Annotated in this window: 21 protein-coding genes; 5 read left to right on the forward strand and 16 right to left on the reverse strand. The window is 63.8% G+C overall.

All coding sequences use genetic code 11. The features are described 5' to 3' along the window. Nucleotides 1-3: 3 nt before the first annotated feature. From AC5J09_RS10255 to msuE, 7 genes are all read right to left on the reverse strand, one after another. Nucleotides 4-867, reverse strand: a complete 864-nt coding sequence (locus AC5J09_RS10255; protein WP_494297545.1) for a branched-chain amino acid ABC transporter permease — start codon at nt 865-867, stop codon at nt 4-6. A gap of 126 nt (nt 868-993) precedes the next feature. After that, nucleotides 994-2,166, reverse strand: a complete 1,173-nt coding sequence (locus AC5J09_RS10260) for an ABC transporter substrate-binding protein (protein WP_018096150.1) — start codon at nt 2,164-2,166, stop codon at nt 994-996. A gap of 177 nt (nt 2,167-2,343) precedes the next feature. Beyond that, nucleotides 2,344-3,114, reverse strand: coding sequence for an ABC transporter ATP-binding protein (locus AC5J09_RS10265; RefSeq protein ID WP_275599458.1), 771 nt, complete (start codon nt 3,112-3,114; stop codon nt 2,344-2,346). Between the two features lie 10 nt (nt 3,115-3,124). Continuing rightward, nucleotides 3,125-4,117 carry an ABC transporter substrate-binding protein gene (locus AC5J09_RS10270; protein ID WP_494297546.1) on the reverse strand — a complete coding sequence of 331 codons (993 nt, stop codon included), beginning with the start codon at nt 4,115-4,117 and terminating at the stop codon, nt 3,125-3,127. 96 nt (nt 4,118-4,213) lie between these two features. Then, nucleotides 4,214-5,059, reverse strand: a complete 846-nt coding sequence (locus AC5J09_RS10275) for an ABC transporter permease (RefSeq protein ID WP_494297547.1) — start codon at nt 5,057-5,059, stop codon at nt 4,214-4,216. A gap of 16 nt (nt 5,060-5,075) precedes the next feature. Beyond that, the gene (locus AC5J09_RS10280; RefSeq protein ID WP_494297548.1) at nt 5,076-6,425 is read right to left on the reverse strand and encodes an LLM class flavin-dependent oxidoreductase; all 1,350 of its coding nucleotides are present in this window, start codon (nt 6,423-6,425) and stop codon (nt 5,076-5,078) included. A gap of 83 nt (nt 6,426-6,508) precedes the next feature. Then, nucleotides 6,509-7,066, reverse strand: a complete 558-nt coding sequence (msuE, locus tag AC5J09_RS10285) for an FMN reductase (RefSeq protein ID WP_275599460.1) — start codon at nt 7,064-7,066, stop codon at nt 6,509-6,511. A 180-nt stretch (nt 7,067-7,246) separates the two neighbouring features. Here msuE and AC5J09_RS10290 point away from each other — a divergent pair, with 180 nt between their 5' ends. After that, nucleotides 7,247-9,868 carry a malto-oligosyltrehalose synthase gene (locus AC5J09_RS10290; protein WP_494297549.1) on the forward strand — a complete coding sequence of 874 codons (2,622 nt, stop codon included), beginning with the start codon at nt 7,247-7,249 and terminating at the stop codon, nt 9,866-9,868. A 10-nt stretch (nt 9,869-9,878) separates the two neighbouring features. On the opposite strand, the gene AC5J09_RS10295 is transcribed toward AC5J09_RS10290, so the two are convergent. From AC5J09_RS10295 to pcaD, 5 genes are all read right to left on the reverse strand, one after another. Then, nucleotides 9,879-10,934: a 3-carboxy-cis,cis-muconate cycloisomerase gene (locus AC5J09_RS10295; RefSeq protein ID WP_494297550.1), complete on the reverse strand. Its 1,056-nt coding sequence runs from the start codon at nt 10,932-10,934 to the stop codon at nt 9,879-9,881. 83 nt (nt 10,935-11,017) lie between these two features. Continuing rightward, nucleotides 11,018-11,632 carry a protocatechuate 3,4-dioxygenase subunit alpha gene (gene pcaG, locus AC5J09_RS10300; RefSeq protein WP_275599463.1) on the reverse strand — a complete coding sequence of 205 codons (615 nt, stop codon included), beginning with the start codon at nt 11,630-11,632 and terminating at the stop codon, nt 11,018-11,020. Between the two features lie 10 nt (nt 11,633-11,642). Beyond that, complete coding sequence (pcaH, locus tag AC5J09_RS10305; protein ID WP_440852457.1) at nt 11,643-12,404, reverse strand: protocatechuate 3,4-dioxygenase subunit beta; 762 nt, start codon at nt 12,402-12,404, stop codon at nt 11,643-11,645. 18 nt (nt 12,405-12,422) lie between these two features. Further along, a complete protein-coding gene (gene pcaC, locus AC5J09_RS10310; protein WP_018096140.1) occupies nt 12,423-12,830 on the reverse strand; it encodes a 4-carboxymuconolactone decarboxylase in 408 nt (135 codons plus the stop codon). Beyond that, nucleotides 12,827-13,633 (reverse strand): 3-oxoadipate enol-lactonase, encoded by an 807-nt coding sequence (gene pcaD / locus AC5J09_RS10315; RefSeq protein WP_275599466.1) that lies wholly within the window; start codon nt 13,631-13,633, stop codon nt 12,827-12,829. The genes pcaC and pcaD overlap by 4 nt, the downstream gene beginning before the upstream one ends. Nucleotides 13,634-13,726: 93 nt before the next feature. Here pcaD and pcaQ point away from each other — a divergent pair, with 93 nt between their 5' ends. Further along, the gene (pcaQ, locus tag AC5J09_RS10320; protein ID WP_494297551.1) at nt 13,727-14,668 is read left to right on the forward strand and encodes a pca operon transcription factor PcaQ; all 942 of its coding nucleotides are present in this window, start codon (nt 13,727-13,729) and stop codon (nt 14,666-14,668) included. Between the two features lie 29 nt (nt 14,669-14,697). Here pcaQ and AC5J09_RS10325 read toward each other — a convergent pair whose 3' ends face one another. The 3 genes from AC5J09_RS10325 to pobA all read right to left on the reverse strand — a co-directional run bounded on the left by AC5J09_RS10325 (nt 14,698) and on the right by pobA (nt 18,917). Next, nucleotides 14,698-16,587 (reverse strand): bifunctional sugar phosphate isomerase/epimerase/4-hydroxyphenylpyruvate dioxygenase family protein, encoded by a 1,890-nt coding sequence (locus AC5J09_RS10325; RefSeq protein ID WP_494297552.1) that lies wholly within the window; start codon nt 16,585-16,587, stop codon nt 14,698-14,700. A gap of 146 nt (nt 16,588-16,733) precedes the next feature. Continuing rightward, a complete protein-coding gene (locus AC5J09_RS10330; RefSeq protein WP_494297553.1) occupies nt 16,734-17,654 on the reverse strand; it encodes a LysR family transcriptional regulator in 921 nt (306 codons plus the stop codon). Nucleotides 17,655-17,744: 90 nt separating this feature from the next. Further along, entirely contained in the window at nt 17,745-18,917 is a 1,173-nt protein-coding gene (pobA, locus tag AC5J09_RS10335; RefSeq protein ID WP_440852461.1) for a 4-hydroxybenzoate 3-monooxygenase, read from the reverse strand. Between the two features lie 171 nt (nt 18,918-19,088). On the opposite strand from pobA, the gene AC5J09_RS10340 reads away from it, so the two are divergent. Both AC5J09_RS10340 and ggt read left to right on the forward strand, forming a co-directional pair. Beyond that, a complete protein-coding gene (locus AC5J09_RS10340) occupies nt 19,089-19,751 on the forward strand; it encodes a sulfite oxidase-like oxidoreductase (RefSeq protein ID WP_100671208.1) in 663 nt (220 codons plus the stop codon). Nucleotides 19,752-19,959: 208 nt separating this feature from the next. Then, complete coding sequence (gene ggt, locus AC5J09_RS10345; RefSeq protein ID WP_494297554.1) at nt 19,960-21,705, forward strand: gamma-glutamyltransferase; 1,746 nt, start codon at nt 19,960-19,962, stop codon at nt 21,703-21,705. 507 nt (nt 21,706-22,212) lie between these two features. Here the strand turns inward: ggt and AC5J09_RS10350 are convergent. Next, the gene (locus AC5J09_RS10350; RefSeq protein ID WP_494297555.1) at nt 22,213-22,968 is read right to left on the reverse strand and encodes an IclR family transcriptional regulator; all 756 of its coding nucleotides are present in this window, start codon (nt 22,966-22,968) and stop codon (nt 22,213-22,215) included. A gap of 130 nt (nt 22,969-23,098) precedes the next feature. On the opposite strand from AC5J09_RS10350, the gene AC5J09_RS10355 reads away from it, so the two are divergent. Further along, complete coding sequence (locus AC5J09_RS10355) at nt 23,099-23,959, forward strand: CoA transferase subunit A (protein WP_494297556.1); 861 nt, start codon at nt 23,099-23,101, stop codon at nt 23,957-23,959. Nucleotides 23,960-23,967 lie beyond the last annotated feature (8 nt).

Raw genomic sequence — 23,967 nt, forward strand, 5'->3', positions numbered from 1 at the left:
CACCTACTTCATCCTCCCGGCAAGGCCGCGCGGAAACACGCAGACGATGGCGATGACGGCGAGATAGAAGAAGAACTCTCCGAATTCCGGCATCAGATACCGCCCCGTCGTATCGATGCCGCCAAGCAGGAGGCAGGCGGCAAGTGCACCCGGGATCGACCCCGCACCGCCGACGGAAACGACCACCAGGAAGGTGACCATGTATCTGAGCGCATAATAGGGCTCGACCGGCAGCAGTTCCGCGCCGACGACGCCGCCGAACGCGGCAAGCCCCACAGCCACGGCGAAACTCACGGCATAGACGACCTCCGTGCGCACTCCGAGTGCCGCCGCCATCGCCGCATTGTCGACGGCGGCGCGGAGCTTGACCCCGAAAGCGGTTTTCTCGATGGCAAACCAGAGGGCTCCGGCAACGGTGAGGCCGCAGACGATGGCGAAGATCCGGTGCACGGCGATCGAGCGGAAGCCGAGATCGGCGGAGCCCTCGAGGCTCGGCGGCAGCGGGATCGTCTTGAGAGTCGGGCCGAAGACGTAGTTGGCAATGCCGATGATGCAGAAGGTGATACCGATCGTCATCAGCACCTGAGTCAGCTCCGGCTGACCGTAGATGCGGCGATAGAGCAGGCGCTCGATCGGGATGGCGATGACGATCGTGCCGAAGACCGCGATCAGCACCGCGACCCCGTAGCCGAGCCCGAGATCACGCGCCGCATAGGATGCGATATAGCCGCCGATCATCGCAAAGGCGCCGTGGGCAAGATTGACGACGCGCATGAGGCCGAGCGTGACCGAAAGGCCGATCGAGATCACGAACAGCACCATGCCATAGGCGAGCGCATCGACGGCTATGCTGGAGATGGTTTGCATGAGCGCATCCTAACGGTGTGGCAAGGCTTCACCCTCGGTCCTCATTCCGGAAGGCTTCCGCCAAACCAGCAGTGCAGCCGTCGCATACGGCGGCTCCTATGAACCGGTCGAGATGATGGCCGCCGATCATTTCACCGCGGCAAGACCCGGATCGCCCTGTTTCTCGAAGGTCTGGATCTCCTTGTTGTAATAGGTGCCGTCATCGGCCTTGGCGACCTCGCGCAGATAGATGTTCTGAGTGATATGGCGCGATTCGGGATCGATCGACACCGGCCCGCGCGGGCTTGTCCAGGAGAGCCCCTTCACGGCATCGACCGCCTTCTGAGCATCCTGCTCGCCGCCCGTCGCCTCTATCATCTTGTAGATGACATGCAAGCCGTCATAGGCCCCGACCGCGGGGAAGGAGAGCTCGGCCGGATTGCCGATCGCCTTGGCGGCCGCCTCGACGAAGGCCTTGTTTTCCGGCGAGTCATGCGAAACGGCGTAGTGAAAGGTCGTCTGCAGGCCGAGCGCGGCGTCGCCCAGCGCCGGCAGGTCGGACTCCTGGGTGAGGTCGCCCGGCGCGAAGAACTTGATGCCGCCATCCTTGAGGCCGTTTTCGTTGAACGCCTTGACGAAGCCGAGCGTCGTCGGGCCGGACGGCAGGAAGGCGAAGACGCCTTCGGCACCGGAATCCTTGATGCGCTGCATGATCGGCGAGAAATCGTTGGTCGACAGCGGCATGCGGATCGCCTCCACGATCTCGCCGCCCACCGCCTCGAAGCCGGCCTTGAATGCGTTCTCCGCATCGACACCCGGACCGTAATCGCTGACCACGGAGATGATCTTCGAGACGCCGGCATCCTTCGCCACCTTGGCGATCGGCGTGGATGTCTGCCAGAGCGTGAAGGAGGTGCGCACCACGAGCGGGCTCTTGGTGACGATCGCCGACGTGGCGGCATTCATGATCACCAGCGGCACGTTCGCCTGCTCGAGCAGCGGCGTGACGGCCATCGCGTCGGGCGTGAAATAGAAGCCGGCGAGATATTGCACGCCTTCCTTTACGACCAGCTCCTGCGCCAGCGCCTTGGACTGGGCCGGGTCCGCCTGCGGCACGTCGCGGTATAGGATTTCGATATCGTCGTCGCCGACCTTGGCGCCGTTCACCGCCATATAGGCGTCGATGCCCGCCTTGAAGTTCTTGCCCTGCAGCGCAAAGGGACCGGAAAACGGTCCGACGACGCCGACCTTGATCGTATCCGCCTGCGCCGCGACGCTCGTTGCCAGAGCCGCGAGCGCGGCCAGAATGAGCCTTGTCATATTTCCTCCCCCGCGACGCCGCTACTCCCGGCCGGCATCGCTTCCTTTTACATCAATCGCAATCGACAGCGGGCAGTCTGCCATGTCAAACGGTGATGCAAAAATGAAATATGGGCGGAAATCCATAATCCCCCGGTTATTGTTTTGTCCGGGGGTTATGGAGGAAGCGCGCGTGCGTCAGTGCAGCCCGAATTCCCGAAGCAGTTCCTGCCTGTAGCGCACGAAGCGTGCGCCGCTGCGATCGCGCGGCCGGGGCAAGTCGATGTCGATCACTCTCGGCGCTCCGTCCTGTTGCTTCGGCAGTACCAGGACACGATCCGCCAGATAGATGGCCTCCTCGAGATCATGCGTGACCAGAACCATCGTCACGTTCTCCTCCCGCCAGATGCGCTCGAGCTCCTGCTGCATCGTCAGTTTCGTCATCGCATCGAGGGCGCCCAGCGGCTCGTCCAGCAGCAGGATCTCGGGCTTTACCGTCAGCGCTCGTGCAAGCCCGACCCGCTGCGCCATTCCACCGGAAAGCTGCTTCGGATAGGCATCCTGGAAATCGGCAAGGCCGACAAGCGAAATGTAGTGACGTGCAAGCTCCTCGGCGCGTCCGGAATCCTCGCCTCGCACCTTCAGGCCGAAGGCCACATTGCCGAGAACCGTCAGCCAGGGAAGCAGCCGCGGCTCCTGGAATATGACCGCGCGCTCCTTGCCGACACCGGCAACCGGCCGGCCGTCGATCAATACCCGGCCCGCATCGGCCGTTTCGAGACCCGCGAGAACCCGCAGCAATGTCGTCTTGCCAGATCCGCTCGCCCCGACGATTGCAAGGCATTCCCCGGACCGGATGTCCAGATTGAGGTTCCTGAGGACGCTGAGCCGCCGCCCGTTGATCCGGAAGGATTTCGAGAGATCGCGCAACGCCACCTCCCCTTTGCGCAGGCTTCTGACTTCAGCCATTTTCACCCCCTCAATTCGCCGCGGCGGACGTCGCGTCCGGCCGGAACAGAAGATCGGAAGCCTTATATTTGCCCTGCGGCAGGCTGCCCTCGCGTTCGAGAACGCCGATCCAGAAATCCAGATCGCGCTCGGTCGCTTGCGCGCCCTTTCGTAGACCGAATCCCGTCCAATGCCTCGCGAGATCGCCGTTTTCGCCGCGCTCGGTCAGAATACGGGCGAGCACGGCGCGCGCTTCTTCCGGATGCTCGCGTGACCAGTCGGCGGCGCGCGCGGATTGTTCAACGAAGTTTTTGGCGGCCTCCGGATTCTTTTCGACGAAATCCCGCCTGAGAACCGCAAAACCGCCGGCAATTTCGCCGAGCACATCCGTGTCGTCGAAGACCGCGCGCACCCCGCCGTGATCCAAGATCTGGCCGTTGAAGGTCGCCTGCCAGTATCCCACGGCGGCGATGTCGACCTGGTTCGACCGGAGCGTCTGTTCGAGCTGCGGCCCGGGTACGACGACGAGGTTTGCTGCGTTTTCGGGCAAACCCTTGCTGTGCAGCGCCTCGCGTACCGCATAGTCGAGATGCGCCCCGAGCGTATTCACCGCAATCGTCTTACCTGCGATGTCCTCGATGGACCTGATCGGGCTGTCGTCGAGCACGTAGAATATGCTCTTGACCTGCTCGTTGATGCCGTTGGTCGGAAAGGCCGCGACGAAATCGTTTCCGCCGGCGATCGAGTTGATGACGGCTGCGGTCGCCGCCGAGCCGATGTCGACGCTGCCGGAGGCAAGCGCGAACAGGGATGCGGGCCCGCCTCCCGCATAACCGACATTCTCGAGCCTGATGCCGAGGCTGTCGAAATAGCCGAGCTCATAGGCGAGTTCGTGCGGCGACAGGCTGCCCTGGCTCGCGAGGAACCGCAGCGTCACCGGTTCCGGAGCTTCTGCTGCTGCAAGGCTGGAAAGCCCGATCGAGAACAGGCTGCCGAATGCGAGGGCGCGAATGGAAATCGTCATATGTCACCTTTTCCATGATCTGGAAGTTTCGAATGTCGAGGCCGTTTTGCCCCAGTTCCGGGCGGAAGGCCGCTGCGCACTTTTTCTGGAATTGCTCTAGTTCGAGGCGTCGCTCCAGCGGCAGAGGCGGCGCTGCGCAAAGACCAGCGCGTAGTTGGAGACGAGCCCCAGCCCGGCGAGAATGAAGATCGCCGCGAACATCAGGGGAATCTGGAAATTGTACTGGGCGTTCATGACCTGGAACCCGATGCCCTTATTGGCCCCGATCATCTCGGATGCGATGAGCAGCAGCAGGGCAGTCGTCGCACTCAGGCGCAGGCCGACGAAGATCGAAGGAACGGCGCCCGGAAGAACCACGCGACGGAACACAGTGAGACGCGACGCGCCATAGACGCGCGCCATCTCGATCAGCTTCGAATCCACTTCCTTGACCCCGTTGATGGTATTCAGAAGCAACGGGAAGAGCGTCGCCCAGAAGATGACGAAGACTTTCGACGCCTCGCCGAGTCCGAGAAGCAGAATGAAAACCGGATAGAGAGCGAGCGCGGACGTCTGGCGGAAAAGCTGGAGGACGGGATCGAGCGCGTTCTCGATCGGACGCACCTCCCCCATCAAGAGACCGAGCGGTATGGCCAGGACCACCGCCCCGACGAAGGCGGTTCCGGAGCGCTGAAGACTGATCGCGATGTCGTCGAGCAAGGCTCCGCCGGAAATTCCCGTCCACAGGGCGGAAAGGATGGCACCGACGGACGGAAACACGGCCGGATTGATCCAGCCGGCGGTGCTGGCCGCCTGCCAGAGCGCAAGAAAGGCGATGAGCAGTCCGTAGCGCGACAGCCAGCTGCCGGCGGCGGCGCCTGACCGGCGGAGATACTCGTCCGCTTTTGCGCTGACGCTGCCGCCTTCGTGGATGATCGACCTGTCGAGTTCCTGCAAGCTCATTTTCGTGTCTCCCCTCTTACTCGGCCGCCTGAACGGCCGCGCGGGCCAAAGTCCACGGGTTCGCCGGACGGGGAAGTCCGAGATTTTCCCGCAGCGTCCGCCCCTCGTAGGCGGTGCGGAACAGGCCGCGTCTCTGCAGTATGGGGACGACCAGATCGACGAAATCGTCGAGCGCGCCCGGAAGCCATGGTGGCAGGATGTTGAAACCGTCGGCCGCTTCGCTCAGGAACCACTCCTCGAGCTGATCGGCGACCTGCTCGGCGCTGCCGACGACGGTGCAGTGACCGCGTGCGGTCGCGATCCACTGATAGAGCTGGCGGATGGTGAAGCCATGCTCGTCCGCGATCTTTCGGATCAGCGCCTGCCGGCTTTTCATTCCTTCTGTCTCATTGCTGACGGGCAAGGGCCCATCGAGCGGAAATCCCGTCAGGTCGAGCGTGCCGCCGGTCAGGCCATTCAACAGCGCCACGCCGTCCTCCGGCACGATCAACGCATTCAGCTCTTCATATTTGGAGCGCGCCTCCTCTTCGGTCCGGCCGACAAAGGGGGCCACCCCCGGCATGATCAGCACATGGTCGGGGTTGCGCCCGGCGTGCTTCACGCGTGCCTTTATGTCGCGGTAGAATTCCTGCGCCGAAGCGAGGTTCTGATGGGCGGTGAAGATCACCTCGGCACTGGCCGCCGCAAGCCTGCGTCCGTCCTCGGATTGCCCCGCCTGCACCACGACCGGATGTCCTTGGACGGGACGCGGCGCGTTCAGCGGTCCTTTGACGCTGAAATGCTTGCCCTTGTGGTCGATGTCGTGAACCCGGCCGGCATCGAAGAAGCGGCCGGTCGCCTTGTCGCGGATGAAGGCATCATCTTCCCAGCTGTCCCATAGAGCCTTGACGGTCTCGACGTGCTCGTGCGCGCGCTCGTATCGGTCGGCGTGGCTCGGCTGCGTCTCTCTGTTGAAGTTGCGCGCGGTCTCGTCCCCGGCGGAGGTGACCACGTTCCAGCCTGCCCGCCCGTTGGACAGAAGGTCCAGCGAGGCGAACTTGCGGGCGAGCGTGTAGGGCTCCTCATAGGTCGTCGATGCCGTGGCGATGAAGCCCAGATGGCTCGTCAGCGGCGCGAGTGCTGCAAAGAGAGTGACAGGCTCGAAACCGGCGATCTTCGCATTGCCGCCTTCGCGGCCGCCAAGCCCGACGGAGAGGTTGTCGGCGAGAAAATAGGCGTCGAACAGGCCGCGCTCCGCGGTCTCGGCGAGCCTTCTGTGGAATTCGAAATTGGTGGCACCATCTGCCGGAGCGCCCGGATGCCTCCAGGCGGCAATATGCTGGCCGCCGCCGGGAAGAAAGGCTCCAAGCTTGATCTGTCTGGTCATCGCTGCCTCCGTTGGATTTGCTTCGCCGGCCGGCGTCACTCGCCTCGATTGCCGACGCAAACCGGGTTGGGTTGAAATTGCGGTTAAGCCGCCAGGCTTGCCCTGGCGGTGCGCGCGAGCGCCTGCGTTGCCTCGCCGACCGCCCTGCCGACGCGTTCATGGATCGCCTCGGAGGCGAGAGAGCCGTCGGCAAAGTCCTTGTCGGAAGCGTAGATCGCGGTCGGGATCGCCAATGCCTCGAAGAAGCCGAACAGTGGCCTCAACTGATGCTCCACCATCAGCGAGTGGCGTTCCCCGCCCCCGGTGGCGGCGAGGATGACGGGCTTGCCGCGAAGCGAGGAGGGATCGAGCAGGTCGAAGACGTGCTTGAAGAGGCCGGTATAGCTTCCCTTGAAGGTCGGCGACCCCACCACCAGAATGTCGGCTGCAAGCATCTGGCCGACGACATAGCGCGCTTCCGGTGCGAGTTCGTCGAGCCTTCTCGCAGGAGGCAGCGACGCCCCGAAGTCTTCGATATCGAAGGTCTGCGCCGACGCCCCTGCATCAACCGCCAGCCGGTGGACGATATGGTCCACGAATGCGCGTGTCCTGGACGGACGCGTGATATTGCCTGAAATACCCACCACTCGTGTCTGCGGCATCGCTTTAGCTCCTCGTGAGATCCGTGCTTTTGTGATACTCATCAAAATCTATAATCTTAGTAGACTAAAGGAACGCCGTTCTATTCCCGATGCGCGAACAAGAAGACTTTGCTTTCGAGGCTTCCCTGGGGGAACAAAGCACCGGCCGCGGTGTTACCGCCAGACAAGTGCAAGACCGCCATGCATCTGCCCGACGCAACCTACCGTCTCCAATTCCGCAACGGGATGGACTTCGCAAAAGCCGTGGAGTTGATCCCGCACCTCGTCGGGCTCGGCATATCTCACCTCTACGCCTCGCCCGTTTTCACCGCGGTCCGCGGGTCAACCCATGGCTACGACATCGTCGACTACAACGAGATCGACCCGGCCCTGGGCGGCTACGACGGATTCGTGCGGCTCGCTCATGCGCTGAAAGCCGAAGGACTCGGTCTCATTCTGGACATCGTCCCGAACCACATGGCCGCGCATCTCGAGAATGACCGGTGGCACAGCGCGATCGAATGGGGCCGCCTTAGCGAATTTGCCCACTATTTCGACGTCGACTGGCGGGAGCCGCTTACGCTCCCCTTCCTCGGGCGCTCGTTTGAGGAAGAGGTCGCAGCCGGCAATCTGCGCCTTGCATACGACCACGAGCGCCGCTGCCTGGCGCTCCGCTATTACGAGGCTCTCTATCCGCTCAATCCCGCCAGTTATGCGGCGATCCCGCGCAACGGCAATGCCGTGCTCGAAAGGCTCGCGGCTGTCGCCGGCACGGCCGAACGGAACACCGCCGCACAATTCCACGCGGAAATCGCCTCTGTCGTCGCGACGCCATCGCTCGCTGCCGAGCTCGACCAATGTCTCGCCCGGTTCTCCGCAGACACACTCGACCGGCTGCATCGGAGGCAATCCTGGCGACTGATGAGCTGGCAGACGGCCCGGGACAAGCTCAGCTACCGGCGGTTTTTCGAGGTCGCCGGCCTCATCGGCATGCGCGTAGAAGATGACGCGGTCTTCACGGATACCCACCGGCTTGCGCTCGCCCTGGTCCGGGAAGGCCTGATCGATGGGCTCAGGATCGACCACATCGACGGCCTGGCCGATCCCAAGGGCTATCTCGACCGGCTCCGCCGGGAGGCCGGCGACGGCACCTATATCGTCGTCGAGAAAATACTCGGCGAGAACGAAACGCTGCCGTCCGACTGGCCGGTCGACGGAACCACGGGCTACGAGTTCATATCGGCCCTCGCGGATCTCCTTTCCGACGACACTCCCTCTTCGTGGCTTTCGAGCGAGGAAAGGCGATCGGCGGCCGAAGAGGCGGTCACGGGATGCAAGCTCCAGGTCCTGAGCCGCAATTTCAAAACGGAAGTCCGGCGGCTGACCGGACTGGCCGCTCGCTTCGCAGGCGATGGGGATCCGGACCAGAACGAGCGGACCGGTGAGGCCATTTCCCAGCTGATGGCCGCACTGCCCGTCTATCGGACCTATGTCGGCGACCGGGGGGCCGGAGCGCGCGACAGCCACATCCTCGACGCAGCCGCAGCGAAGGCAGCGGCGCGCGCGCCCGCCGTCGGCGCCGAGATCGCAGCGATCGTTCCCGCACTCAGGCTGCCGATCGACTCGGCCGACGGCAAGCTGCGGTCTGAATTCCGTACGCGCTTTCAGCAGTTGAGCGGCGCGGTCATGGCCAAGGCGGTCGAGGATACCTTCTTCTATCGGAGAGGCGATTACCTCGCGGCGAACGAGGTGGGTGCCTCCCCCTTATGGACGCCCGGCGGCGTCGGCCGCTTTCATGCGACGATGCAGGATCGCGCAAGCCGGATGCCGCACGGCCTGTCGGCGACTTCCACGCACGACACCAAGCGGGGTGAAGATGCGCGCGCCCGGCTGCACGTCATCAGCGAGGCACCGGACGTCTGGGCCGCAGCGGTGGACCGCTGGCAGGGGATGAGTGCGGAAAACATGGGCCGACTCCCGGCCGGCGAGGAACCGGACGTTTCGGTCGAGCAATTCCTCTATCAGAGCCTCCTCGGTGCCTGGCCCATCGCGCCGCTTGGGGACGAAGACGACCTGATCTTTCTGCAGGAGCGGATGGTCGATTTCGCCGTGAAGGCGCTGCGGGAGGCAAAGCTCAGGACAAGCTGGGACGATCCGAACGAGCGCTATGAAGCAGCGATCAAGGCCTTTCTCGGCGATCTCCTGGATCGCCGGAACCGGTCCTTCCTCGGCGATTTCGAGAAAACGGCCGCACCGTTCATCCATGCCGGCCTGATCAACAGCCTCTCGCAAACGCTGGTGAAGCTCACCGCGCCCGGCATTCCCGATATCTATCAGGGCAGCGAACGCGTCGACCTTTCCCTCGTCGATCCCGACAACCGCCGCGGCTTTTCACCGCGCCCCTCGCCTTCCCGGCTGCCGCAAGCGCCGGCGATCGGCGATTTCGAGGACTGCAAGCAGACGCTGATCTCCATAGGCCTGAACTATCGCCGGGGGCGCGGCGCGGATTGTCTTGGAAGAGGCGACTATCGCGCGGTGCGCGTCGAAGGACCGGGCGCCCGTCACGCCGCCGCTTTCATACGTCGCGGCAGGAATGGCTTTGCGCTCACAGTCGTTCCGCGGCTTGTCTTCGGCCAGACGGTCGACGGCCGCCTGTCCATCCGTCCGGAACTGTGGCGAAACGCCTTCCTCGCCTTGCCCGAGGGCTGCCAGTTCAAGCCCATGTGCAATCTCCTGACCGGCGGCGTCACCGAGCCTCGGCCTCTTCTCGCCTTGGCGGACATCCTGCGGGACTTCCCTGTCGCCTTGCTGGTCGAGGCGTGAGGAATCTACCTCACACCCGCCCCAGCCGCCGGACATTGCCGGCGAGCTCGGCGGCGAGCCTCAATGCGGCCGCCGTAGCGCCGACCATCTGCGGCAGGACCAGCCATTCGAGCGTCCAGGCGGAGCCCGACCGCTCCTGCTCGTGCACCAGCGACTGGTGGATGGCGGAAATCTGCGTCGCGTTGAAGCGGGCGAGCGTCACCAGCACCTCCGCGGCGACCGGGTTCTGCTTGTGCGGCATGGCCGAGGAGCCGCCGCCGCCGGCAAGCACGATCTCGTCTCCCGCCTGCGCCATCAGCGCCACGTCCTGACCGAACTTGCCGAGGCTGCCGGTGACGAGCGACAGGAGGTGGGCGAAATCAGCGATCGGCAGGCGCTGGCTGTGCCATTGCGGGCAGTCGACCAGCGCGAGTTCCTCCGCCAGCGTCGCGCGGACGATGTCGGCCTTGCCCTTGAGCTTTTCGAGCGTGCCGGCGGCTCCTCCGAACTGCACCGTAAAAATGTCCGTTCCCGTGGCATCCAGCCTGTCCTGATGGTCGAACAGCGGTTCGATCCAGCTCCGCAGGCGGTCGGCCACTGTAATCGGGATCGCCGGCTGCATCCGCGTATGGGCGGTCAGCGTACGCTCGCCCCAGTGCCTCCCGCAAGCTTCGAGCGCCGTCACGACGTCGCCGATCCGGCCGGAGAAAAGTTCCGCGATCGCCTTCAGCCTCAGCATGAGGCTGGTATCGACCACGTCCTGGCTGCTGGCTCCGAAATGGACATGTTCCGCCGCCTCTTCGCCGACCGCCCGGCGCAATTGCCGCACGAGCTCGGGAACGACGACACCGTCGATGGCAGTTGCCCGGCGCATGGCGCCGACGTCCGGAGAGAAGCCACGGCATGCCTCGGCAATGCGATTGGCGGCCGCCTCGGGGATGACGCCGTGGCGCGCCTCGGCACGCGCAAGCGCCGCCTCGAAGGCCAGCATGGCGCGAACATCGGCGACGACGGAGAATTCCGCCGCCACTGCTTCGTCTCCCAGAAGACCGGAAAGATAGGGGTGATCGAAGGCCGAATAGGTCATGCCGCATCTCCAGCTCTCGCGCCCTTCGATTCGAAGGGAGCCTCACACGCATGCGGCAACGCGGGGGGCGGGCTGCCGAACGATCATATATCCAGGAAGACCGTTTCCTTCTCGCCCTGGAGATGAATGTCGAAGACATAATTAGGCGCCTGACCCGCCGCGACAAGCGTCTTGGCCCGGTGGTGGTGCTCGATGCGGGCAAGCAACGGATCTTCGGCATTCGCCGCCGCCTCGTCTGGGAAATACATGCGCGTGTGAAGGCCGATATTGATGCCGCGCGCGACGATCCAGAAGCTGACATGGGGGGCCATCAGCCGGCCGTCGTGGAATGGAACGCGGCCCGGCTTCACCGTCTCGAAAGCGAAGACGCCGTCCTCGTCGCTCGTCGGTGAGCGTCCCCAGCCGGTAAAGTTCGGGTCCGCCGTACCGCGCAGCTCCGACGGGGAATTGTAGAGCCCGGCTGCGTCCGCCTGCCAGATTTCGAGAAGTGCGTCCCTGAGCGGCATTCCGGCGCCGTCGATGACGCGACCGGTCACGGTGATGCGCTGCCCGAGCGTCTTGTCGTTGACCATCGAAGCGCCGAGGTCGCCATCATATACGCCGCCGATGCCGCAGAAATTCGGCGTCAGGCCGATATGGACATAGGGCCCGGCGGTCTGCGACGCCGTTTCCTTGAGGGTGCCTGGATCCTGAACCATCGGTGCCTCCTCAATTCCCTTCCGGCCTGTTTTCGAAGAAGGTCGAGCGGCGGCCACGCAGCACGATGTCGAACCTGTAGGCGCGCGCATCCATGGGCACCGTGTTACCCCAGTCGAGAGCCGCGATCAGTTGCTCGATCGCCCGGCGGTCGGGGATCGTGCCGACGATCGGACATTTCCAGATCATCGGATCGCCCTCGAAATACATCTGCGTGATCAGGCGCTGGGCGAAACCGTGGCCGAAGACCGAGAAATGGATATGGGCGGGCCGCCAGTCGTTGACGCCGTTCGGCCAGGGATAGGCTCCGGGCCTGACCGTGCGGAACCAGTACCGGCCTTCCTCGTCGGTGATCGTTCTGCCGCAGCCGCCGAAATTCGGATCCAGCGGCGCGAGATAGCTTTCCTTCTTGTGACGGTAGCGTCCGCCGGCATTCGCCTGCCAGAACTCGACGAGCACACCCCGAACCGGATGGCCGCGTTCGTCGAGGACGCGGCCATGGACGATGATGCGTTCGCCGATCGCGCTTTCACCGGGACTGGCGAAGTTATGGATCAGGTCGTTGTCGAGCTCGCCAAGCATCGAATGGCCGAAGGCCGGGCCGGTGATCTCGGATATGGTCCCGTCGAGCGACAGCAGCGCCTTCTGCGGCGAACGCAGCACGGAGGTCTTGTAACCGGGCGCGAAGGCCGGCGGGTGCCAGGCGCGGTCGCGGGCGAAAAAGGCGCCCGTTTCGGGCTGGCCCTTCCGTCTGCCATTTTGATTGTCGGACATCGTCCTTCTCCCTCGCCCTTATCGAGCAGCCGTGCCGGCATCCATTTCCGCAAAAACCTGCTTGACGATCTTGATCGCGTGATTGGCCGCCGGAACGCCTGCATAGATGGCAACATGCAGCAGTGCCTCGCAAATATCCTCGCGCGTCGCCCCGGTATTGGCCGTGGCGCGGACATGCATGGCCACCTCCTCGTCCTGTCCGAGGGCGGCGAGCAGGGCGATGGTGACGATCGACCGCTCCCGCTTCGTCCAGCCGGGACGCGACCAGACATGCCCCCATGCCGCCTCGGTGATCAGCTCCTGGAAAGGACGGTCGAAATCGGTCGATGCCGACTCCGCCCGGTCGACGTGATCGTCGCCTAGAACGGCGCGTCGCGTCGCCATTCCCTGTCGGTAGCGCCCGGAAGGCGCAAGGGCATCGCTCATGGTTTGCCTCCAGACAACACGGATCGGAAGAAGCGTTTCAGCACCGACGTCAAGGCTTCCGGCTGCTCGACGCAGGGGATATGTCCCGCTCCGCGGATCACTTCGAAGCGCGCGCCCGCAATGAGATCGGCCGTCGAGCGGACCAGGTCGGGCGGCGTCGAACCGTCCTGGTCACCGACGACGCAGAGCACCGGAACCGCGATCCTGCCCGCGGCTTCCGTGAAATCGGCGTCACGAATGGCGGCGCAGGTGCCGACATAGCCCGGCACCGGCTGGCGGACCAGCATGTTGCGGTAGCCGGTGAAGGCGAGGTTTTCGGGTCGCCGGAAGGCCGGGGTGAACCAGCGTTCGAGCACGCCGTCGGCGACCGCCTCGATGCCATGCGCCTCGATCGCCGCGATGCGGGCGTCCCAGAACTCGGCGGTGCCGATCTTGTGGGCGGTGTCGGAAAGCACGAGCGCCCGCACGAGGTCGGGGCGGCGGCCGTAGAGCGATTGCGCGATGAGACCGCCGACCGAAAGTCCGCAAACAATCGCCTGTTTCACGGCGAGGCGATCGAGGAGCCCGGCGAGATCGGTCGCATGGTCCTCGATGGAATAGGGAACCTGGCCGATATCGGACAGCCCATGACCACGCTTGTCATAGAGCACGATGGTAAAATCGCCGGCCAGTCGGAGGACGACATCGCGCCAGATACGGAAATCCGTGCCGAGCGAGTTGATGAAGACGAGCGCGGGCCTTTCCGTGACCGCGCCGACCACGCGATAGTGAATCGTGACGTCGTTGATGCGGGTGAATTGCACGGCAGCTCTCCTCCGTCGTCAAATTGGATGTTTCATCTGGTTAGGTAAAATGATATTTCGTGGCTTTCCCTTAACCAGAGGGTTATGCGATCCGTGATCGACGCTCGCGTTAAGTTTCGCCATCTGCAGACATTTGTCGAGGTCGCGCGCCAGAAGAGCGTGGTGAAGGCGGCCGAACTCCTGCATGTCACGCAGCCGGCGGTCACCAAGACGATCCGGGAACTCGAGGTGGTTCTGGGCGTCGCGGTTTTCGAGCGCGAGGGGCGCGGCATCAAGATCACGCGCTACGGCGAGGTCTTTCTGCGCCATGCAGGCGCCGCGCTGACGGCGTTGCGCCAAGGCCTGGATTCCGTCTCGCAGGAGCGGTCCGGCGAAGGCCCGCCGATCCGCGTCGGTGCGCTTCCGACCGTTTCGACCCGCATCATGCCGCGCGCCATCGCACTCTTCCTGAAAGAGAAGACCGGCGCACGCATCAAGATCGTCACCGGTGAAAACGCAGTGCTTCTCGAACAATTGCGCGTGGGCGATCTCGACCTCGTCGTCGGCAGGCTCGCCGCTCCGGACAAGATGACCGGCTTCTCGTTCGAGCATCTCTACTCGGAACAGGTGGTCTTCGCGGTGCGCGCCGGACATCCGCTCATCTCCGGCAAGCAGTCTGTGTTCGCGCATCTGAGCGACTATCCGGTGCTGATGCCTACCCGCGCCTCGATCATCCGCCCCTTCGTCGAGCATTTCCTGATCGCCAACGGCATCGCCGGCCTTGCGAACCAGATCGAGACCGTTTCCGACTCCTTCGGCCGGGCGTTCGTTCGCTCCAGCGACGCCATCTGGATCATATCGGCGGGCGTCGTCGCCACGGATATCGCGGATGGCGTGTTGGCGGCGCTGCCGGTCGACACGAGCGAGACGAGGGGACCCGTCGGGCTTACCATGCGGACCGACGCTATCCCGTCGCTGCCGCTCTCGATCCTGATGCAGACGCTGCGCGAGGCGGCGGGGACGGCGATGGCTGCGGAAGCAAAGAGGACGGCGTAGCACCCGGGGAATTGAACCCCTCGCCAACCCTAAAGAGCCGGCATTCCGGCGGGTCGAAGCGAGCGCTTCTGAGCGGCGATGCGGAAGGGCGCGTTGGCTGCGCCGTAGCCGCGATAGCCGGCGCGCCGCTCGACAATTTCGAAGAAGAAGCCTTCTCCATAAGTCGGGCCGTAGATCTGGAAATACTCGCCTTCCTCATCGCGATCATAGAGGATGCTCTCCTCCCTCAGTCGATCGACGAAGTCAGGTTCGAGCCCGAACCGCACCTCGATGTCGTCATAGTAGTTGCGCGAGATTGCCAATGGGCGAAAGCCGCTCCGGCGCATATGGTCGGCGGCTGCAAAGATATCGTCGGTGCGGAAGGCCACATGCTGGACACCCGAGCCAAAGCTCTCTGCTATGAAGTGGCCTGCCAGCGTGCGGTGGTTGTCCGCTCCGTTCAATGTCAGCCGGAGCGTCCCGCTCGCATTCTCCACGACCTGGCTGCGGATCAGACCGGCAGGATCGACGATATCGACCTCTGCCGATTTGTCGGCATCGAGGATAGACGTGTAGAAAAGCAGCCAGCTCGGGAGCTCCTCCGCCTGCATGGATTGCGCCACATGGTCGATGGCGACGAGGGGCGATGATCCCTGAGGCGCCTTTCCCGACCGCACGAACTCGCGCGACCAGACGTCGTCGGCCTCGTTCAGGAAATAGATCAAGCCGCCGCCGATGCCGCGGATTGCGGCCATCGCCCCCTCGCCTTCGTTTGCCTCGGGCCGGAATATTTCGGCCCCGAGCGCGCCCGAGCGTTTGACGGCGGCCGCGGCATCGGGCACTTTCAGGCCGATCGCATAGGCCGATGCCCCGTGCACCAGGTAGCTCGAATGAGCGAAGCCATGCTGCTCGGTGTTGATGACGATATTTACGCCTCCACGATCGCGAGCCTGGCGCCATAGCGCCACCGATTTCTCGCGATGTGAGGCAACCGCGTGAAAACCCATGGTTCCCAGAAGCGACCCGAGCGCCTCCGCCTCTGCCCGATCGGCGGTGAACTCCACGAATTCGACGCCCAGCACCTCGACGCGGTCGGGCATTGCCTCCGCGCTCTTCGCGACCGGTTCGCGCCGCTTCACCCGATCCATCAGGTAGACCAGGGAACGATGTCCGTCCTCGGCGATCGCCCTGGGTGATCCGCCCCGGAACTGGTCGTTGAAGATTTCGAGCGATAGGGCGCCGTCATAGCCGGTCGCGGCGACAGCCTGCATGAAATCGACGACCGGAAGATCGCCTTCGCCGGGCATGTTGCGGAAATGGCGGCTGAGATAAAGCAGATCCATGTCGATTCGCGGCGCGTCCGCGAGCTGAACGATGAAGATGCGGTCCCCCGGAATGGAGCGGATCGACCGCAGGTCGATATTGCGCGACAGGGTGTGGAAACTGTCGAGGATCAGCCCGATATTCGGGTGGTCCGCCCGCCGCACGATTTCCCAAGCATCCCGATGATCGTTGACATGGCGGCCCCAGGCAAGCGCCTCGTAGCCGACGCGCAAGCCGCGCTTGGCCGCCCTCTCGCCCAGTTCCCGAAGGTCGTCGGCAGCGCGATCGATGCCGCCCAATGCGAGCGGGGAAACGCTGGAACAGACGAGCATCAATTCCGTTCCAAGCTCCTGCATCACGTCGAACTTGCGCTCCGCCCGGTCGAAAGCACGCGACCGGTGCGGTTCCGGCAGACCTTCGAAATCGCGGAACGGCTGAAAAAGCGTCACCTCCAGGCCGTGATCGCCGACCATGCGGCCGACCTCCGCCGGCGAGCCGTCGAAGGTCAGGAAATCGTTCTCGAATATCTCCACGCCATCGAAGCCTGACGCAGCGACGGCGGCGAGCTTCTCCGAAAGAGTGCCGCTGATGGAAACGGTCGCGATCGAGGTCTTCATGCCGATCTCCTCTCGCCGGCCTCGTCCTTTGCCGGTCCGCGTGGCAGGGCCGGCTTGCGTCCGCAAAAAGGCGACGCGCCGAAGGATGATGGTCACTTCCTATCTATACCGCAAATACCGTTTCTTTCGTCCTCCATACCCTGTTGTTATGTATCTCGGCCGCCGCGCGAACGGCGCGTCGAATCATCCATGACGCGGCGCAGCGTCGTGACCAGCCGCTCGGCATAGCTGGAGAGCGCGGCGTCGGCGCGATAGGCGACATAGGTCTGGAACTCCGTATCCTCGCTGATCGGAATGACGGCCATTTCCTGGTCGGCGATACCGCCCACGGTAAAGGCGTCGATGACCGCAATGCCGAGATTCCGCTTGACCAGCGCACAAACCGTCGTGCCGAAACGCGCCCTGATCGGGGTGCGATATTCGAGCTTCTCCCTCTCGAATATGCCCGCCATGATCGCCCCGTAGGGATCGCGTGGGTCGATACCGATGAGCGGATGCGCGGCGATCTCGCGGGCGGAAATTTCGGTCCGGCCGGCAATCGGATGCTCCCTGGCGGCGATGCAGACGAGGTGCCCTTTGGACAGGGGCTCGAACGTGATCGAGGGATGGGTGAGATGATAGCTCATCGCGACCAGCTCTCCCTTGCCGAGCAACAGGTAATCGATCGCCTCCTCTATCCTCAGAATATCGAAATTGATGCGGATGTCCGGGTAGCGCCGCATAAGCCCGGCGATGGCCTGCGGCATCATCGCATTCGCAATGCTCGGCACCGAGCCGAGCGCGAGTTCCACACCTCGTCCTCGCTCCAACTGACGGATGGAAAATTGCAGGTCGTCGACCTTGCGATGGACCTCCTGGAGCTGGGCGAAGATGTCGCGCGCTTCGTCGGTCGGCACGTAACGCCCGGCTTTCTTGACGAAGAGCTTTATCCCCAGCGCGCTTTCGATATGCTTCATCGTCCGGCTGACGCCCGGCTGGGCGACATTCATCAGACGCGCCGCGCCGGCGATCGTGCCGGCGATCATCACCGCCCGGATCACTTCGATCTGGCGTAGCGTAAGCCCCATCGCACCCTCCCTGGCGGCTGCCTCACCGGCGGCAGTCGAGCAGAGCCGGTATCCGCGCGCAAGTAGCGTCCAGGGAGTTTGCGCGCGGCCTCAAAACGGCAGCCCCACATAGTTCTCCGCGAGCGCGGTCGCCGCCGCGCGCGAGTGGGTGAGATAATCGAGTTCCGCCTCCTGGATTCGCTGGTCGAAATCGCTGGTCTCCGGAAAGCGGTGCAGCATCGTGGTCATCCACCAGGAGAAGCGCACCGCCTTCCACACGCGGGCGAGTGCGCGGGCCGAATAGGCGTCGATGCCGGCATTCGAGCGGTCCCGATAGTGTTCGAGCAATCCCTCGAACAGATAGTGCACGTCGCTCGCCGCAAGGTTCAGGCCCTTGGCGCCGGTCGGCGGAACGATATGGGCGGCATCACCCGCCAGGAACAGCCGGTTGAACCGCATCGGCTCGGCGACGAAGGAGCGGAGCGGCGCGATGGACTTCTCGAAGGAGGGACCCGTCACCACGCGCTCGGCGTGATGGGCGGGCAGGCGGCGGCGCAATTCGTCCCAGAAGCGCTGATCGTCCCAGTCCTCGATCTTCTCCTCCAGCGGGCACTGGATGTAATAGCGGCTGCGCGTGTGCGAGCGCATCGAACAGAGCGCGAAGCCGCGCGGGTGGTTGGCATAGACCAGTTCGTGATCGACCGGCGGCACGTCGGCAAGGATGCCGAGCCAGCCGAAGGGATAGATCTTCTCGAAATTGCGGATGGCCCTTTCCGGCAGGCAACGTCGGCTCACCCCGTGAAAGCCGTCGCAGCCGGCAATGAAGTCGCAGTCGATGCGCTGCGCAATCCCGTCCTTCTCATAGGCGACATGCGGTGTCCGCCCGTCGAAATCCCGCGGCATGACGTTCGCCGCTTCGTAAATCGAGAGCGCCCCGACCCGTTCCCGATGGTCCATCAGGTCGCGGGTGAGTTCCGTCTGCCCGTAGATCATCACCCTCCTTCCGCCAGTCAGGCCGAAGAGGTCGATGCGATGGTCGCGCCCGTCGAAGGCGAGTGAGAAGCCGTCATGCGGGAGGCCCTCGGCATGCATGCGGGCGCCGCAGCCCGCCTCCTCCATCAGCCGCACCGTGCCTTCCTCCAGAACGCCGGCGCGCACACGGCCGAGAATGTGATCCTTGGTCGCGCGATCGAGGATCACATTGGCAATCCCCGCTCCCGTCAGCAATTGCCCGAGCAGGAGCCCCGAAGGCCCGGAGCCGATAATGACGACCTGAGTGCGCATGATTGTCCTCCCACTTCCCCCGGGAAATTGCAGTTGACCGGCCGGTATCGGCACGCGAATTCTTTCCGCTATCGTACATCGCCGGCGGCTCGGCTGTAGCGCTTTGATCTGCTGCATGCTTTTTTCCGTCAATCGCGATACGATCGAAGGAAACATGAGGGGAGAGCAGTCGTGGCCGACGAAACACAGGCGCCGGAAACCAAGTTGACTTCCACGAAGCGCCGCTGGGCGGCCGACGGCAAGTTTCTCACCGGCCGCATTGCCCGTCCGGAGACGGACCGCCTGCCGCCCGGTCAGCATCTCGTCAGGGACTGGCCGGTTCTCGATCTCGGGCAGCAGCCGCACCTGACCCACGAGACGTGGCGGCTCGACGTCACCGGCCTCGTCGAGAACCCGCTCTCGCTCGACTGGAACGCCTTCCAGGCGTTGCCTCAGAGCGACAGCCTCTCCGACATCCATTGCGTGACGACCTGGTCGCGCTATGACAACAATTGGCGTGGCGTATCCACGCGCGATCTTCTCGATCGCGTCATGCCGAAGCCGGAGGCCGCCTTTGTCATGCTGACGAGCTTTGACGGCTACACCACCAACCTGCCGCTCGCCGACTTTGCCGCCGAGGATGCGATCCTCGCGACCGCCTGGGAGGGCGCGCCGATTACGCGGGCCCATGGCGGGCCGGTGCGCCTGGTGGTCCCGCATCTCTATTTCTGGAAAAGCGCCAAATGGCTGCAGCGCATCGATTTTCGCGCAGCCGATTCGGCGGGTTTCTGGGAGCGGAACGGCTACCACATGCGGGGCGATCCGTGGCTCGAGGAGCGCTATTCCGGCGATTGACGCCAGCGCGGGATGAGTGTGGTTTTCCGTCCGGGATTGCGGAAAAGCATTAGAGAGTGTCCGCGATTCGGAGAAAAACGGAAATGCTCTGACGCTCTCGTCTTCGACTGCAACTCGTGATTTTTGATGCTACAGTCCCCGGTTGAGGGGGGCGGTAACGCATCCCCGCGCCGAACTTGAAGCCAACATTCCTGTCCGGGAGGAAAGCATGCGCAGTCCCTGCCTGAAATCCCTGTCCATTACCCTGATCGTCGCGCTGAGTACGTTCTCGCCGCGGCCGGTCCTGGCGGCCTCGCCAGAGCCGGTCAAGGCCGAGCACGGCATGGTCGTGACCGCCCAGCATCTTGCATCCGACATCGGCGTCGAGGTCCTGAAGAAGGGCGGCAATGCGATCGATGCGGCGGTTGCGGTCGGCTATGCCCTCGCCGTCGTCTACCCGACGGCCGGCAACATCGGCGGCGGCGGCTTCATGACCATCCGCTTCAAGGACGGCAAGACGACCTTCCTCGATTTTCGCGAGCGCGCGCCTCTCGCCGCCACCAAGACCATGTATCTCGACGACAAGGGCGATCTCGTCGAGGGATTGAGCACCGAAGGCTATCTCGCCGTCGGCGTGCCCGGACCGGTCATGGGCTTCGAGTTCGCCCGCAGCCGTTACGGCACAAGGCCGCTGAAGGAGCTGATCGATCCGGCGATCAAGCTCGCGCGCGATGGATTCGTGCTCGAACAGGGTGACATCGAGTCTTTCGACGGGGAGACCGAGCGGCTCGCCAAGGATCCGGCCGCCGCCGCCATCTTCCTGAAGCCGGACGGCAAGCCTTTTGCAGCCGGTGACCGGCTGGTCCAGACCGATCTTGCCGCTTCGCTTTCGAGCATTGCCGAAAAAGGCACGGACGCCTTCTATAAGGGCGCGATCGCCGACGCGATCGTCAAGGCGAGCACGGATAAGGGCGGCATTCTCGCCAAGGAGGATTTCGAGCGCTATCAGGTTCGCGAGCTCGAGCCGGTCAAGTGCAACTACCGAGGCTATGACATCGTCTCCTCGCCGCCGCCATCGTCAGGCGGATTGATCATCTGCGAGATTCTCAACATCCTCGAGGGCTACCCGCTCTCCTATCTCGGTTACGGCTCGGCCGAGACGGTGCATGCGATGATCGAGGCGATGCGCCATGCCTATGTCGATCGCAACACCGCGCTCGGCGATCCGGCCTTTGTCGAAAACCCGGTCGCAAAGCTCGTCGACAAGAGCTACGCGAAAGAAATCCGCGCCAAGATCGACCCCTTCAAGGCCGGCGTTTCCCAGGAGCTGATGCCGGCGGGCTTTACCGAAAGCAAGGAGACGACCCATTATTCCATCATCGACGACGAGGGGAATGCGGTTGCGGTGACCTACACGCTGAACGGCTCCTTCGGCGCGGGCGTCGTCGCGCCCGGCACGGGTATCCTCCTCAACAACGAGATGGACGATTTCACCGCCAAGCCGGGCACCCCCAATCTCTATGGCCTCGTGCAGGGCGAGGCGAATGCGATCGAAGCCGGCAAGACGCCGCTCTCATCGATGAGCCCTACGATCATCTCGAAAGACGGCAAGCCCTTCATGGTGATCGGCAGCCCCGGCGGCGCCCGCATCATCACCATCACGCTGGAAGCGATCATCAACGTGATCGACCACGGCATGAACATTCAGGAGGCCGTCGACGCGCCGCGCGTCCACCATCAGTGGCTTCCGGACAAGGTCTTCATGGAGCCCTATGCTCTCTCGCCCGATACGCGCAAACTGCTTTCCGCCATGGGCCATGACGTTCAGCTCGACGAGAACTGGATGATCTGGGGTCAGGCAGCGGGCATCCTCGTCGGCGGCGAGAACGTTGCCGAGATCGAGGCGGGCGGCGGCGCCCGCTACAACGGCGCCGTCGACAGCCGCATCGGCGCAGGTGCGGCGCGAGGATATTGAGGCCGATGGCTAAAGCGGGATGAGGAAAAATGCGTGCGCTTTTCCGCCCCCATCCCGCTCGTAGCCGGTCAATGGACAAAACATGCAGCAGCTCAAAGGGCTACAGTGACCTTTGCTCGTCTCATAAGACGCGCGGCGCTGCAGGAAACTTTTCGGAGGGCTGCAATCTCTCCTCATCCTCATCTCTGTGCTTGTCACAGAGATCCAGCAGCGCCGCGTCTGCGGCGCGGAAGAGCCTTTCCAGCCCAAAGACTTGGGCTGGCTGGATTCCTGTGACAAGCACAGGAATGAGGGACCGGGGATACGTCACGCAATGAAAGGTTACGTCTACATTCTCGCATCGAAGCGAAGCGGGACGCTATATACGGGCGGGACCCGCGCCGCCTCGCTATCTTCACGGATTATGAAGCGCGCCGAGGAACCGCACCCTCTCCACCCTCATTCCTGTGCTCGTCACAGGAATGAGGAAATCAAACAAGCCGCCGCGGGTATCCGATCTCAACACGCCTAGCGCAATACAAGCCGCAATGCGGCTTGTGTTTCCCTGAGCAGCGGCAGAAAGCGCTCGGCCATCTCGCGGGCCGGCACATGGGCGGCGGATGCGCCGATGTTCACGGCCGCGAGCACCTGCCCGCGATCATTGGCGACCGGTACCGCGATCGAGCAGAGGCCGAGCTCCAGTTCCTGGTCGATAATCGCATAGCCCTCGTCGCGAACCCGCCGCAATTCCGCCACCAGCTCTTCCGGGTCGGTTCTCGTCAGCGGTGTGTTCGCCTTCAAGTCGGAACGTCCGAGTATTTCGCGTGCCTCGGTCTCGGGTAGTGCGGCCAGCAACACCCGCCCCATCGAGGCGCAATAGGCGGGAAGACGCGAGCCGGGCGTCAGGTTGATCGACATCACCCGGCGCTGCGACGCGCGTGCCACATAGACGATCTCGGTCCCGTCGAGCACCGAGGCGGAAGCGCTCTGCCCGGCTCTTTCCGCGAGCTGGTCCAGGTAAGGCTGGACAATGGCCGGCAGCGGCGTCGCCGAAAGATAGGCATGGCCGAGCCTCAGGATCTTCGGTGTGAGCGTGAAGAACTTGCCGTCGTAATTGGCATAACCAAGCTGCGACAGCGTCAGCAGGGATCGCCTGGCGGTCGCCCGGTCGAGCCCGGTGATCTTCGCGGCGTCGGCGATCGAAAGCCGCGGCTGCGCCTCGCCGAAGGCTTCGATCACCCTCAGACCGCGCGCAAAGCCGCTGACGAAATCCGTTTCCCGCATCGTGTCTCCCGCCGGTTTCTGGCCTGCGATTTTGTGCGACATACGAACAAATGTCAAATTTCGCACAAAAGAAATTGACGCCTGGGAGGAACAGGCGCTTATTCGGCTCGAACATCACTGGAGGAAAACGATGGCGCGGATAGTGTCTCTCGCCGAGGCGGTGGCGGAGAATGTCAGGGATGGCGATACGGTGGCGATGGAAGGCTTCACGCACCTGATCCCCTATGCCGCGGGACACGAGGTGATTCGCCAGGGCCGGAAGGACCTGTTCCTCGTGCGCATGACGCCCGACATCCTCTACGACCAGTTGATCGGCGTCGGTGCGGCGCGGGGCATGAAGTTTTCCTGGGGCGGCAATCCGGGCGTCGGCTCGCTGCACCGCTTCCGGGATGCGGTCGAGAACCAATGGCCGCGGCCGATCGAGATCGAGGAACATTCGCATGCGGCCATGGCCAATGCTTATGAGGCGGGTGCCGCGAACCTGCCTTTTGCGTCCTTCCGCGGCTATATCGGCGCCGACCTGCCCAAGGTGAACCTCAATATCAGAAGCGTGACCTGCCCCTTCACCGGCGAGGTGCTCGCCGCGGTGCCTGCAATCCGCCCGGACATCACGATCATCCATGCCCAACGCGCCGACCGCAAGGGCAACGTCCTGATCGAGGGGATCGTCGGCGTGCAGAAGGAAGCGGTGCTCGCCGCCAGGCGCTCGATCGTAACGGTGGAGGAGATCGTCGACGAACTCGACCCGCCCTCCCCCAATTCGGTGGTGCTGCCGGAGTGGGCGGTGACCGCCGTCGCGCATGTGCCGGGGGGCGCCTTCCCGTCCTATGCGCATGGTTACTATCCCCGCTCCAACGCCTTCTACATCCGTTGGGACGAGATTGCGCGCGAACGGGAAACCTTCAACGCATGGATCAGGGAGAACGTCCTTGCCGCCAAGCCCGAGGACTTCGCCCGCCACGCCGCGAAGACCGCGGCCAAGGTTGCTTGAGGGGAAAG

The sequence above is a fragment of the Sinorhizobium sp. genome, assembly GCF_059070375.1.

What these genes read in the sequence shown, in the direction of transcription:
- AC5J09_RS10355 (WP_494297556.1), top strand. Translation starts at nt 23,099, where the DNA reads ATGGCGCGGATAGTGTCTCTCGCCGAGGCGGTGGCGGAGAATGTCAGG.
- AC5J09_RS10330 (WP_494297553.1), bottom strand. Translation starts at nt 17,654, where the DNA reads ATGGGGCTTACGCTACGCCAGATCGAAGTGATCCGGGCGGTGATGATC.
- AC5J09_RS10325 (WP_494297552.1), bottom strand. Translation starts at nt 16,587, where the DNA reads ATGAAGACCTCGATCGCGACCGTTTCCATCAGCGGCACTCTTTCGGAG.
- AC5J09_RS10260 (WP_018096150.1), bottom strand. Translation starts at nt 2,166, where the DNA reads ATGACAAGGCTCATTCTGGCCGCGCTCGCGGCTCTGGCAACGAGCGTC.
- AC5J09_RS10280 (WP_494297548.1), bottom strand. Translation starts at nt 6,425, where the DNA reads ATGACCAGACAGATCAAGCTTGGAGCCTTTCTTCCCGGCGGCGGCCAG.
- pcaC (WP_018096140.1), bottom strand. Translation starts at nt 12,830, where the DNA reads ATGAGCGATGCCCTTGCGCCTTCCGGGCGCTACCGACAGGGAATGGCG.
- msuE (WP_275599460.1), bottom strand. Translation starts at nt 7,066, where the DNA reads ATGCCGCAGACACGAGTGGTGGGTATTTCAGGCAATATCACGCGTCCG.
- pcaG (WP_275599463.1), bottom strand. Translation starts at nt 11,632, where the DNA reads ATGGTTCAGGATCCAGGCACCCTCAAGGAAACGGCGTCGCAGACCGCC.
- ggt (WP_494297554.1), top strand. Translation starts at nt 19,960, where the DNA reads ATGCGCAGTCCCTGCCTGAAATCCCTGTCCATTACCCTGATCGTCGCG.
- AC5J09_RS10255 (WP_494297545.1), bottom strand. Translation starts at nt 867, where the DNA reads ATGCAAACCATCTCCAGCATAGCCGTCGATGCGCTCGCCTATGGCATG.
- pobA (WP_440852461.1), bottom strand. Translation starts at nt 18,917, where the DNA reads ATGCGCACTCAGGTCGTCATTATCGGCTCCGGGCCTTCGGGGCTCCTG.
- AC5J09_RS10270 (WP_494297546.1), bottom strand. Translation starts at nt 4,117, where the DNA reads ATGACGATTTCCATTCGCGCCCTCGCATTCGGCAGCCTGTTCTCGATC.
- AC5J09_RS10275 (WP_494297547.1), bottom strand. Translation starts at nt 5,059, where the DNA reads ATGAGCTTGCAGGAACTCGACAGGTCGATCATCCACGAAGGCGGCAGC.
- AC5J09_RS10265 (WP_275599458.1), bottom strand. Translation starts at nt 3,114, where the DNA reads ATGGCTGAAGTCAGAAGCCTGCGCAAAGGGGAGGTGGCGTTGCGCGAT.
- AC5J09_RS10350 (WP_494297555.1), bottom strand. Translation starts at nt 22,968, where the DNA reads ATGCGGGAAACGGATTTCGTCAGCGGCTTTGCGCGCGGTCTGAGGGTG.
- AC5J09_RS10295 (WP_494297550.1), bottom strand. Translation starts at nt 10,934, where the DNA reads ATGACCTATTCGGCCTTCGATCACCCCTATCTTTCCGGTCTTCTGGGA.
- AC5J09_RS10290 (WP_494297549.1), top strand. Translation starts at nt 7,247, where the DNA reads ATGCATCTGCCCGACGCAACCTACCGTCTCCAATTCCGCAACGGGATG.
- pcaH (WP_440852457.1), bottom strand. Translation starts at nt 12,404, where the DNA reads ATGTCCGACAATCAAAATGGCAGACGGAAGGGCCAGCCCGAAACGGGC.